The sequence below is a fragment of the Massilia pseudoviolaceinigra genome, from assembly GCF_030846505.1.
Taxonomy (GTDB): domain Bacteria; phylum Pseudomonadota; class Gammaproteobacteria; order Burkholderiales; family Burkholderiaceae_D; genus Telluria_A; species Telluria_A violaceinigra.
Genome location: NZ_JAVCWL010000045.1, coordinates 40,855 through 52,962 on the forward strand (window position 1 = coordinate 40,855; position 12,108 = coordinate 52,962).

Genomic DNA, 12,108 nt, shown 5'->3' on the forward strand with positions numbered 1-12,108 from the left:
TCTCGGGGTTTAAGGCGCAGTGGAACGGAAAATCGGGTTAAGCCGAGGGAAGCGCGCTTTCGTACGCGTCAACTGACCCGCCGATAGGCGTAGACTTGTACCTCCGGTCCTAATAAAAGGGGGGTATATGAAGCTATCGCAATTTATTCTGAGCCATCTGGACGAAATTCTCGGGGAATGGGAGGCATTTGCACGTTCACTATCCAAACCAGGAGATCCGGTGCCGGTCTCGGAGCTGCAAGATCATGCGCGACAAATGTTACAAGCCATCGCAGCTGATATGAATACAGTCGAAAGCGAAAAACAGAAAAAAGCAAAATCAATCGCCGGGGTTTCGCAAGTCCATGCAAGCAAGAGTGCGGCCTCCACTCACGGAGCGCTGCGTCAGCTCAGCGGGTTCACTATGCCTGAAGTCACAGCCGAGTTCCGCGCAATGAGAGCAAGTGTCTTGCGACTGTGGATGGTTAAATCGACGCGGGCCTCAAAAGAAAAAACCGATGAAATCCTGCGCTTCAATGAAGCAATTGACCAAGCTCTACAAGACTCCGCAAGCCGATTTTCTGAACAAAGCAATCGTACTCGCGATACTTTTCTGGCCATTCTTGGACACGATTTACGAAGTCCGCTCGCCACCATGACAATGGCCGGTGCGTTTTTGGTTCGACCAACTATTGATCAAGCGAATGCTATCCAGATCGGCGCAAGAGTTTCCCGAAGTGCTGCAACGATGACGACGATGGTGAATGATCTTTTGGAGTACGCGAGAACCCAGCTGGGTGGGGCCATTCCTATCCGTCCGGTTCTTGCCGATATCGTAGAGATTTGTCAGTCAGCCCTAGACGACGCCTCAGCAGCTCATCCAGATTGCGTGTTCCAATTGGACGCAGAGGGTGAACGCATCGGCGAATACGATGCTCCTCGCCTCACGCAAGTTTTTTCAAACCTGTTGAACAACGCCGCTCAATACAAGGGTGAAAAGCATCCGGTTACGATCTCCGCCTGTGGGGATAAAGACTCCACGGTCATCCAAGTTAAAAATTTTGGACCGGAAATTCCGCGGGCCTCATTAGTATCAATTTTCGATCCTTTAGTTCAGCTTTCAGTTGAAAACGACCAGAAAGGGCCTCTCTCAACAAGCTTGGGACTTGGCCTCTTTATTGCCAGGGAAATCACGACATCCCATGGCGGAACTATAAAAGTTGAATCAAGCACTGAGGAAGGGACGATTTTTACAGTGCGTCTTCCAAGAGTCCCGCTGGCGGGAGTAAGGAAATAAACGGAAATTATTGCTAGAAACCGAACCACTTGGAGGGAATTTTAGACTGTGCGGCCTTACCCATCTGCATCGTTTCAGTCTGAAGTACGCTTCAACCTGACGTCAGGCAGCCGACTCGAACGGCGTCAATATAGGGTCGCTTCACTCATTTCCTGACGGCCTCGCGTTCGCACCTATGACCCCAACCTGGCAGGCTTAGCCCTTAACCCGGTTTTACGGTCTATTGCACCTTGAACCCCTCTACCCATCGATTGTTCTCCGCTTGTAATGATACGATATGATACGAATGATATGATATGAATCAACGAAGAACAAGCGCCCCTTATACCTTTCTTGAGCAGCAAGTGTAGCGCGGTTTACCCGAGATAGGGACGAACAGGGAAAACGGAGAAAATAGCACGCTAAGCTCGGAAGTTGCGGCTGAGCAATCGCCACGGTGACGGAAATGGTCTAAAGTACGGTTTCCGATTACTCAACCAATCCGACATGGTTTAACGTACTGTCCGGCACTAGAGCCGAAGCTGGCACAGGGACAGACAAGAACACGAGGTCGGAAAACACCTGTTTCCCGACAGGCCGCTTTCGGCCAAGAGCGGTCATTCGCACGCGTTGGGCACGGCCGAGACAACGTTCGCCCGACTTGCACACCGTGCGTAAATGCGCGTACTTTCACATATTTTAAAGGCTAGGATGCCCGGCATATCAATTCAACTCGGTGGCAGCCACGTCGCTACCATTAACCTTTCTGGAATGGATGTTGTGGATGTATCAGTTCATGGCGCGCTCGATCAGAATCCGAAGGCAGCGCTCAGCGCAATGGGTGGCAACTACGCAGAAGGCGGGTGCGGCCATCTGATCTGGGTATCTGAACAGTCTCTACTACCCGGTGAAGTACTAAGCGTGAAGTTGAATGAGGCGTGCGACAGCTCGTACCAAGGCAAGACGATTCAAGAGCTTTTCCCTGATGACGAGCCATCCGCTCAAACTGATTTCACGATCACCGACGAAATGGCCACAGAAATACGTACCCGGCCAAGGCTGCATGAGGATTTTTCCGTGCAGGTCGAAACGTCACAGGGCCAGCGGGCGGTGGCAGTGAGCAACGAACACAACACGAGTTTCACTTTCGGTGTCCTTTGGGATTTCACGTGCCCGACGCAGGCACGCGTGCGTCTGACGACCCATTGCCTCGACGACGTGTTAGCACGAAGAACTGGAACGAATCATTTAGAAACCATTCTTTCATTTGGCGATAGTGCATCTTTCGTGCTCGCGCACTAAATGATGATTGGAATTGGCGGACTTCGGCCAACAGCGGACGTTAAAAATATATGGTAACGATGACACCGGAGCGCGAAAACGAGTACAACGAACTGCTGGGCTATGTAGCATTTTTTGCGACCATTGTTTGGCGCATCGATCCTGCGTCTCCGACTCATCCAGCGAACGTGATTGAAGGAATCGTCCAACAATTCGGCAAGTCAAAAGCGCTCGTTGGACTGCGGCAAGCCGCAAACGATACTTTCGAAGAAACGAGTAACTGGAACTCCGAGGCGAGAGCTGTTGCTGACGACGGTTTTAGAGCAGCTGGTGTGGTCACTGTGTCAGAAATAATCCGCCGCTACTCGATGAGTTACAAGCGCATCGTGAAGCGTGGCTTCATAAAAAATGACACGGAATATTATGTCATCAACGCCATCCTGGTGAACCAAGGTAGTGCTATCTCAGACCACGAACGAGCGTCCCTGCAGAGGCTTACTGAAGCATTTGAAGAAAAAGCCTGACTGCAGCAGTCGGCCAGGAGCCGCCAGTGACCATGCAGGCGTTTCGAACGTTTATGTTGTTTCGCCCAGAAAGGGAGCACGATGAGAAAATCAGCACTGTTTTTGTTGTTCGCGGCCGCTAGTTGCATGTCATCTGCCAACGGAAATGCACCCGTGGTACTTACTGAAGCTGATTGGCTTTCTGCGGCCAACACGGCGCTTAAGCTAAGCAGCAAAAGTGGAGCGGTTACTTTCGTTGTCGATGATGGTCTATCTTCCGAAGCGCGAAACGCCCTTGAAAGCTTACGAAAAGTGGTGGCTATTGCCGATGTGCCTGATGTGGCGGTCTCAGGGTCGAAAGACTACATGCGCATTTTTCAGTTCCGCCCGCAGGGCGACCGGATCGAGTTTTTACAAGGGAGTGTCTATCCCAAGGTTTATCAAGCCGGAGACTGTCGCCTAAGCTCGCACCTTTTTCTTTCGCGTACGGCCGATGGTGAATGGAAGCAAGATGGCCCGACAAAAGTAGTGATCTGTACACGCCACTAAATCGGCAGGGACCGGCTAACAGCCGACACTCCCAAATCTAATCCAAGTAACTATTGTTCTCAAGCGATGAGCGTAAATTCAGAAGTACGTGGACGTATTGTCAAAACCTACAAGGCCGGACTTCCAATTCTCTGGACATACGTTTCAGAGATGCCAGGGACGAGTTCACGGCAAGCCATTCCATGGCTTGTCGTAGTGCGATGGGAATACGATGGGTCCGAAAATAATGGCATGCCTCAAACCGAAGAAAGCCAAGGCATGCTGATGCTTGAAGCGGCGCTTGGAAAGATCGAACGCCCTGCGTTTTGCGTTGAAGCCTATCGCCGGATCGGCGCGGGGATAAGAGAATTTGTGTACTACGTCGTGGATACTGACAAATTCCTCGAAGAATTCATTGACTATGTCGCCGGAGATCCGCTTTACCCCATTGAGATTAAGTTCTACAAAGATGAGGCTTGGTCCGATCTTCAAGACCTCATCGATGACTTTAAGTTGGTTAGACACTCACGTAGTCGTCTAGACTACGAGGGTCGGGTTTGGGGCGGAAGCGACCTGTCATCCGGGCGACTGTCAAAGTCGTGTCCACGGCTTAGCGTGCTATTTTCTCCGTTTTCCCTTTTCTCCCCAGATATGGCGGGTGTTCCTCAACGCGTGATTAGAGAAATAATCACGCGTTCACCAAAAAAATGTTACTACTAGGAAATATAGTGCAGCCATGAGGTGCGCTCCGCTCTACCTTTGAGCGGAGACCGCCGCCTGAAGAAGAACGTCAATCAATCCTCGCACAACCGCCTGACTTTCCTTTGGAAGGCGAAGAAAATCACTCACCAACACCACTGACTGAGCATCCCGAGCTTTACAGTCCAGCACGGTTGGAGAACCTGCATAACGGTCACCTTCACCAAATCGGAGCCAGGCTGCGCTTACTCCAGTCCAGTCCGCAAGTATCTGAATACGACCTTGGGTAGGTATCGAATCTCCGCGAAGCCACTTACGTGCGCCGTGCGTAGTCACAGTTACGCCATGAGCACGCAAGTTAAATCCTCGTGCAAACTGGGTGGCGGAAGTGTGGATCCCCGCAGCGAAAGCAGCACTATTTAATCGCCGGGCGAATAACACACCTTCAGAGACAGACCCCGGTGGGTTGCCGGCGTCAGCCCCGATGATTTGATTATTTTTACGCAAAAATGTTTCTTTCACAATAATATTTATTAAGAGAAAAAATGCACACAGGATAGGGGGCGCGCAACATCTTCATCGGGTATTAAAATTGCTTTTTGCCTGTAGTTATATATTTTATGTATTCTGCATATGAAATATTTATAGTCGGAAACCGAACTGCGCTAGAAACGTTCACAACAATGGTCGATCTCAGCAACCTGTCATACATCCACCTCCAACACGTACCCGTTCCGAGCGGCTCTTGGTTTTATGATACCTATAAAATCAGCTTTTACCTGCACTCTTCCTCCGCGCCCAGTACCGAGCAAGTTGAGCTCTGGTGCGGAGCGGCAGGGTTTTCCGCATGGGCCGTGCGCCGTATCTGACGAGGTACCTCGCGTGCAGAGGATATGGGCAACCCGGTTACTTGCGCCCGAACCTTGCTCAACATTAGGGAACTAATCACGCATTCAGCAGTTCAAGAAAATTTCCAATGTAATATATTACGACATAGGTCACTTGACTCCGCCAAGAGTGGGTAGTTAAAATGACAACTTTAATCACCATTCAAGGAATGCCCATGCGCGCTTATCTCGTCACAATGATCCTGGCCGGCGTCGTCGCCAGCCAAGCGCACGCCAAACTGGTTACCTTCGACTACACCGCCGTGGTCAATAAAACCACCCGCTACGGGGCCAGCACCGGGTACGCCACCATCGACGTGCCTTTGATTTCCATCGATGGCAACGAAATCGCGGCGGGCGACACGCAGCGCGGCTCGTTCACCATCGACCTCGATACACCAACCTATGACTGGCGGCCGGAGTATCAGACGGTCGAATACCGCGGATCGCTGAACAATATCGGCAGTGTTAGCATGGACCGGAGCGGCTACAGCTTCGCCTCCGAAGGTTCCTTCTACGAGTCCGGTTTCAGCGTATCGAATAAGCCGTATGGCGACTCCTTTAGCTTTATGGGCAGCACGTTCCGTAAGGCCACGAGCGGGCATTACGGCAGCGAGTCTATGCGGATCAGCCTGGGCGACACCAATGGCGATCTGCTGGCCACTGATGCACCACCGCAGTCCCTAAATTTGGCGGCCGCCGAATGGTCGCAAATTCTCTACGGGTATTCCCCGGACGCAAACGGCGACAGCCTGAGCACCTGGGGGACCCTGACTTCACTCGCCGTGCGGCCGCCTTCCCCGGTACCGGAGCCTGCCAGCTACGCGATGCTTGCCGTCGGCCTGCTGACCGTGGGGGCCGCCGCACGGGCCAAAGCCCGTCGCAAGGGCTGAGGCTGGAACTCAGATAGACCGGCCACTGCGCCCCGGCGTCCGCCCTACTTCGTGGCCGTTTCCCGCTTCGCGCCGGTCTTGGCTGGAGCCGGCGCCGCTCCGTCCTTGGCTTCGCCGCCTACGTTGAACACGACGTTACCTACCAATGTCGGCGACGACCTACACCTTCCCTTTGGCGCGCCTGTGGGCAGCACCACCACTAGAAGTGGCAATTTGTTTAGCAGGAGATCGAAAAAAATATTCCTGCTAAACACGCAGCGTGAGTAACACGCGCGCGGATAGGGATCTAATCACGCGTTCAGCAAAACTTCAGGATGCACGGTCACATGACGGTTGTGAGCCGCGTTTACGCGTACACTAATCAAAATCCTTAACTCAGCCGGACATCTTTCATGCTATCCACGCATCTTTTTATAGACACTAATGTGTTCTTAAAGTTCTATCACTATTCGAAAGATGACCTAAGTCAGTTAAGGGCGCTCATCGAAAACTTAAAAGCCGGAAATGTGACGCTGCATTTGCCCCAACAGGTTCTCAATGAGCTTGAGCGTAATCGAGAACGAGTTTTGAAGGACTCGGCTGACATCTTTAAAAAGGAAAGCTGCCCCACTCAGATTCCCCGGCACATGCTCGATTACGCACAAGCTAAAGAATATGCTGACGCCGTTCAAATCGCTATTAGGGCACGCAACTCAATGATAAACCAGGCTTCTTCGGAAGCCGCCAACCATACGTTGTTGGCTGACAAGTTGATGATTGAACTCAAGGAAAAGGCGAATGTTTATCCCGAAAGAGCTAATATTTTCGCGCGGGCCAAGGAACGGGCTGAAAAAGGTAATCCACCCGGTAAACCCGGAAGCATGGGCGATCAATATAACTGGGAATATTTATTGGAAAACGTCCCTCCCGGCGATTTGCACATAGTCTCTAAAGATGGAGATTTCGCCTCGATTTTGGACTCCAATATGCCTCGCCCGTTCTTGCAAAAGGAATGGTTGCAGCAGAAGAAAGGCGCTCTACATATATACAGTGAAATCCGTCCATTTTTGATCAAACACGCGAGTACAGTGAATGGAGAATCAAACGTCGTCGAATATGCCGATCCTGATGCGGATTTCATGCATCCCACCAACGAAGAGATGGTGCTTGTTCATCAGGAAATTGCACACGCGTTTGCTGAAGAAAAAAACAAGGCTATCGAAAAATTGGTAAATAGTGAAAGGTTTATTGATACACACATTGCGATCGACAAGCTGGAAGAATTCCGAACAGCGCTAACTAAGGAGGACGTGGAACGTCTTTTCCGAGCAGCCTTTTCTAATAACCAAATTCTATGGATTGCTTCCGATGCCGATGTCTACTCATTTTTCAAAGCACTACTAGAGGAGGATGAGCACGAGATAGATAACGCCCTGGTGGATACGGCTGTTCAGGTCTTTGGGCTTGGTCCTGCTCCAGAAGATCAAGATCCATATCAAGATTGAAACACTGATGAATAGTTAGCGACGCTTATGAGGCAGGCCACTTCTCGCCTCTCCGACTTCGTTCATGGGCGCCATTTTATTTTTGGCCACCGGATAATGCTTAAACTGGGTATCTAGCGCCGCACGGGCAAAACGGACTAAGGAATAGATACGACAACGCGCAATTAGGGCGGTAATCACGCGTTCATGAAGGGACACGCCAAGAAACAAGAAAAATCCTCGGTTGCTGCGGCTCAAGGCTATTTTCAATATAGAATATTTGCATCCGCCTAGGCGCCCACCTCTGTTTGATACCCTTATGACCCCAGAAGACTTAAGAAGCCATTCGATTCATCAAGTTATCCTCCAGATGAATCATTTCCGCGAAACTAATTTATTTCAAGAAACGCTAACTAATTCGCCGGAAAGCGCCCGACACAGCATTAATGAGATTTTTTCAGTTGTGCACGTTATTGAAAGTTACTTAGCGTCTACGCCTCCTGAACTGATCAGTCTATGGGGGTTAGCACAACTAAGCGCTCAATTACAACAAGTTGCTACGTACGTCGATAACTATGGACACGCACGCGGGCTCGACCACCTGGAAGCGGCCATCACAACTGTTTCACAGCACATACAGCCATTGCTTTGGACATTTACACGTCCCTCTGAAACTACAACGGGTACGGTATATAGCCAGATGTTATCGGAGCATCACCAAGCCGCAAAACGTAACATGGAAGACTTATCTCGTCTACATGCCGAGACGACGCAGATTATTGAAACACAAACAGGGATGGCAAACGAACTGAAGGCCACGACTCAATTAATGACTGCTGATGCACTGCGGCTCCGTACGGAAGCAACTGCTGCGGTCGCAGAGCTGCAAAACAAGTACCATGATGAAGAGCGTGCGCGCAAAGTAGAGCACGATGCAGCGATGGAGGCCAGGTCAGTGGACGCATCGAAATTACATGAAACCTCGATAGACGACGCAGAGCGTTTTTTAGCAGTCCTGAAAAATTATGAAGCTGACGCTGCGAAACTCTTCTCCGCTCTCGGGCATACAGGGGTGACTGGAAATTATCAAATTGTGGCAGACAGGGAGACGACCCAGGCCAACTGGTTGAGAACTGGGGCTATTATTGTTTTTGCCCTGGCTGTGACTGTGGCAATAATTTCTCTTTTCAAATATATTGACCAGGTACATACGACAGAAACTGTGCTTTCCATGCTCGTTCGGGTAGGCACTGCTATTACGATCACCTTACCGGGATGGTATCTTGCACGGGAATCGGCACGGCATAGATCTACTGCCGACCGCGCCCGTCAAACAGAAATGGAACTTGCATCGTTGGGACCATTTATTGAGCTTATGGAAAAAAGCAAAAAAGATGCAATTCGCGAAGAACTGATAAAAAAATATTTCGGAAACGGGATTCAGGAACACACTGTTGTCGCGCCGTTTAACCTGTCGGACGTTACCAGCGTGCTTGAGGTAGCGAGTAAATTTGATATCTTCAAAAAAAAGAAGGATGATGAAGACAAGTAGAGGATTTTCGCTTACACATTCGCAAAATTCCAGCTAACAACAGCTGGATTAGCTGACTGAGTCCTAACGCGGCAGGAAGTTGGCGCATTTATTGAAGCTAAATACCCTCGATAAGGCGAAGGGCGCGTGGCTAGGAAGCTAATCGCGCGCTGGTACCTTATGGCCATCATCCCGGAAACGATCCATCTATAAGGCCATCAGTTTTTGCTTTTGTATAGCCATACGTCCCGCCGCTCTTTTTTGTATATTCTGCCTGCATATTCATATCCTACTTTTATTGATTGAGCATTGATTTCACTTACGGCCTCTATACCCGCTGCATCACTAGTGCAATCCTTATCTATTAGTGCCTTTTAATCCAAACGGATCAATATATGTCAGTGGATTTCCGCCAACATAGCCATATGTATTGATCCCCGCATTCATTCCAATCGGATCGCTCTGAACATACCGCCCAGTCTGCGGATCATAATCCCTGTGGTAGTTGTGGTGCTTTCCACTGAGCTAAAAGGATCGCTATCTTTACTACTCTTCAGCCCGAACGTAGCGTCGCGACAATATCTCGTGCGCTACGAATGCTACACCGGCAATCAACCAGCCGCCCAGCACGAAAGCTACAGTCGAATCCATTAGAAGCAATTCGAACAATCCGTCTCGCTTAAGACTTTGAAGATTGCGATCAACCCCATTTTTAATAAACAAATTTGCCAGTAGAAGCGAGACAGTGGCTGCTAACTGACCAATGAGAGCTCCATATACAAAGAATTTCCATAGCGGCCCCGGGCCTCGCAAGATGTGAATTGCGAGCGCGAAGGACACTAATGTTAGATAGAATGTTATATAGGGAACTCGCATTTCGCGAAGTTTTAGCAACGACGTAATGAGCTTCCATTCAAAAAAAATGGCAACGCCCATCATTCCTATTATTAGGCCTAATAGGGTTATGTATTGAAGTAGATTATTTCTTTGGTTTTTCACAATTCGCATCCTTCGCTTTGTCATGTAATCGGCCTGGGAACCGACTCGATCCTATCTTGCAAACCCCTCCAAGAGACTGCGACACTGATGCAGCGCAGCTAAATCCGCGGGGATCGCTGATGTTATCGGCACGATTCTGGATTTCCTCTTCCTGCGCTTTGGTCGTTGGAATTCTCACAAGATGAACTTCACTTCCCAACGACTTCTGATACGCGATATATTTGTTTAAATCCGCATCTTCACCCCAAAAGACGCCACCTGTTCCACGATGGTTATTGGGATTGTATGAGCCGGCAGGATCGTAGAGATATGGATTCTTACCGCTAATGTATAAAGCAGAATGTGATCCATAATTGATTCCGAAATCCTTGTCATAAGTCGTAATAAGGATGGTTTCGAGGCCCAACGGATCAATTCTTGATAGAGGATTACCGCCTACATAACCGTATGTGTTGATACCACCGTTGAGGCCGATCGGGTCAGATTGGAGGTACCGTCCCGTCTGCGGATCGTAGTCCCTGTGGTAGTTGTGAAACAGATTCGTGCTTCGGTCGTAGTACTGGCCTGGCATGCGCAAGTTGAATGTAAAGGTACCTGATCCGTTGAAATATTCGGTCGGCGGTGTCAGCCCGAACGGATCACCGTTGTCCCAGCGCCAGACAATCTTGTTGTCGAGCTGGCGCGTGATCGTCCGTGGCGTTCCCAAATGATCCGGATGAATATGGAACACGTTAATCGCCGTGCTTTGGGCAGGTGCCGTTCCTGTCACTGTCTGCGTCAGCACTGCCACCGGCAGATTGCCCAGGTACACCGTCTCGCGCGTCGCCTTGCCGTTGAGATAGCTGTACTCACCTACCAACTGTCCTTGTTCGTCATAGACGAATATACCACCACCGTAAGTCTGGAATACACGCTGATCCAGGCCGTTGAACAGCTGGTGGGTGGTGACGGCACCATTCTCGTTCCTGTACGGGCGGCCCCGGCCGCTATAAGTGACGACGTGGGTGCCACCCGTCATCAGATCACCCGCGCCGTTATAGAGATTTGTCTTTGCCGGCCCCGGGCCGGTGGACGCGCTCAGCTTGTTGCTGAGCGGGTCGATGGTGTTCGTATAGCTGTTCGCTCCGAACCCAGCCTTGATGCGGTTACCGCTGGCATCGTAGGCGTAGGTCTGGCTGGTGCCGTTGCCGTTGTAGCTGGTCAGGCGATTCAACTCGTCATAGCCAAACGTCTGGTTCAGACTGGCAGGGACGGGCGCCGTTCCTGTGCCGGTATGGGTGTATCCCTTGACGCGGCTGGCGGCATCGTAATTGATCGTGCGTACAACGCCGTTCGCCGAAGGGCTTCCCATCGTATAGCTGCTGATCCGGCCATCAAGGTCGTAGGTGCGCACATGCGCGTACTGGTTTGCTGGAACGCTATTGCCCCATGTCCAGCCGGTGGTGCCGCCAAACGGTGAGTAGGTGATATTGTTCAGCAAAACAATACTGCTGTTGCTGTTGGTGCCGGTACCGTTGGCTGCCACTGGGTTCAGCGTGATGCTGGCGACCTGGCCCGCAGGGTTGTAGCCATAGTTAACACGGTTCCCGCTCGGGTAGGTCACGCTCGCCAGCCGGCCGGCCGCATCGTACTCATAGGCAAGCGTATGCGTGTTGGTGTAGCTCCCCAAGCCGGTCGTGGTCTGGGCTTTGGTCGCGAGCCGCCCGAATGCGTCATAGGTATACGTCGTATAACCCGATTCATCCGTCATCCGCGTTATTTTGCCAGCCGCAGTCGGCGTCAGCTTTGCGTCACCGTCGTACTCGAACGTGGTCCCGACGGTGCCCGTATAGTCGATCCGGGTCAGGCGGTTGAGCGCATCATAAAAATAGGTATTCGTCTTACCGCGGCCGTCGATGCGCGTTTTCAGGTTGCCGGCGGCATCGTAGGTCGACTTGGTCAGGCCCGTATCGGGGCTTCCCAGCTCGTTGCGGTTACCCAGTCCGTCAACGCCATAACGCGTCTCCAGGTTGCGTGGATCCGTCACCGTCGCCACTTGGTCGATGCCGTCGTAACCATACTTGATGGTC

The 12,108-nt window shown here is 51.0% G+C and carries 9 protein-coding genes and 1 pseudogene; 8 read left to right on the forward strand and 2 right to left on the reverse strand.

Going from position 1 to position 12,108, the window contains the following annotated elements; all coding sequences use genetic code 11:
- Window positions 1-127: 127 nt before the first annotated feature.
- From RBA40_RS30410 to RBA40_RS30445, 8 genes are all read left to right on the forward strand, one after another.
- Window positions 128-1,276: a sensor histidine kinase gene (locus RBA40_RS30410; RefSeq protein ID WP_306652368.1), complete on the forward strand. Its 1,149-nt coding sequence runs from the start codon at window positions 128-130 to the stop codon at window positions 1,274-1,276.
- A 657-nt stretch (window positions 1,277-1,933) separates the two neighbouring features.
- Window positions 1,934-2,557, forward strand: coding sequence for a hypothetical protein (locus RBA40_RS30415; protein WP_306652370.1), 624 nt, complete (start codon window positions 1,934-1,936; stop codon window positions 2,555-2,557).
- A gap of 50 nt (window positions 2,558-2,607) precedes the next feature.
- A complete protein-coding gene (locus RBA40_RS30420) occupies window positions 2,608-3,060 on the forward strand; it encodes a hypothetical protein (RefSeq protein ID WP_306652371.1) in 453 nt (150 codons plus the stop codon).
- An 81-nt stretch (window positions 3,061-3,141) separates the two neighbouring features.
- Window positions 3,142-3,588, forward strand: a complete 447-nt coding sequence (locus tag RBA40_RS30425) for a hypothetical protein (protein ID WP_306652372.1) — start codon at window positions 3,142-3,144, stop codon at window positions 3,586-3,588.
- 231 nt (window positions 3,589-3,819) lie between these two features.
- The gene (locus tag RBA40_RS33635; protein WP_510184490.1) at window positions 3,820-4,287 is read left to right on the forward strand and encodes a hypothetical protein; all 468 of its coding nucleotides are present in this window, start codon (window positions 3,820-3,822) and stop codon (window positions 4,285-4,287) included.
- A gap of 1,042 nt (window positions 4,288-5,329) precedes the next feature.
- Entirely contained in the window at window positions 5,330-6,046 is a 717-nt protein-coding gene (locus RBA40_RS30435; RefSeq protein ID WP_306652375.1) for a PEP-CTERM sorting domain-containing protein, read from the forward strand.
- Between the two features lie 392 nt (window positions 6,047-6,438).
- Complete coding sequence (locus RBA40_RS30440) at window positions 6,439-7,530, forward strand: PIN domain-containing protein (protein WP_306652376.1); 1,092 nt, start codon at window positions 6,439-6,441, stop codon at window positions 7,528-7,530.
- Between the two features lie 298 nt (window positions 7,531-7,828).
- The gene (locus tag RBA40_RS30445; protein ID WP_306652377.1) at window positions 7,829-9,061 is read left to right on the forward strand and encodes a hypothetical protein; all 1,233 of its coding nucleotides are present in this window, start codon (window positions 7,829-7,831) and stop codon (window positions 9,059-9,061) included.
- 336 nt (window positions 9,062-9,397) lie between these two features.
- Here RBA40_RS30445 and RBA40_RS30450 read toward each other — a convergent pair.
- A pseudogene (locus RBA40_RS30450) lies at window positions 9,398-9,550 on the reverse strand (RHS repeat-associated core domain-containing protein); the annotation flags it as partial.
- Window positions 9,551-10,019: 469 nt separating this feature from the next.
- The coding region (locus RBA40_RS30455) for an RHS repeat-associated core domain-containing protein (RefSeq protein WP_306652379.1) at window positions 10,020-12,108 on the reverse strand (2,089 nt) is incomplete at its 5' end.

Excerpts from the sequence above, each read along its gene's own strand:
- RBA40_RS30410 (WP_306652368.1), top strand. The coding sequence starts at position 128 with ATGAAGCTATCGCAATTTATTCTGAGCCATCTGGACGAAATTCTCGGG.
- RBA40_RS30415 (WP_306652370.1), top strand. The coding sequence starts at position 1,934 with ATGCGCGTACTTTCACATATTTTAAAGGCTAGGATGCCCGGCATATCA.
- RBA40_RS30420 (WP_306652371.1), top strand. The coding sequence starts at position 2,608 with ATGGTAACGATGACACCGGAGCGCGAAAACGAGTACAACGAACTGCTG.
- RBA40_RS30425 (WP_306652372.1), top strand. The coding sequence starts at position 3,142 with ATGAGAAAATCAGCACTGTTTTTGTTGTTCGCGGCCGCTAGTTGCATG.
- RBA40_RS33635 (WP_510184490.1), top strand. The coding sequence starts at position 3,820 with ATGCCTCAAACCGAAGAAAGCCAAGGCATGCTGATGCTTGAAGCGGCG.
- RBA40_RS30435 (WP_306652375.1), top strand. The coding sequence starts at position 5,330 with ATGCGCGCTTATCTCGTCACAATGATCCTGGCCGGCGTCGTCGCCAGC.
- RBA40_RS30440 (WP_306652376.1), top strand. The coding sequence starts at position 6,439 with ATGCTATCCACGCATCTTTTTATAGACACTAATGTGTTCTTAAAGTTC.
- RBA40_RS30445 (WP_306652377.1), top strand. The coding sequence starts at position 7,829 with ATGACCCCAGAAGACTTAAGAAGCCATTCGATTCATCAAGTTATCCTC.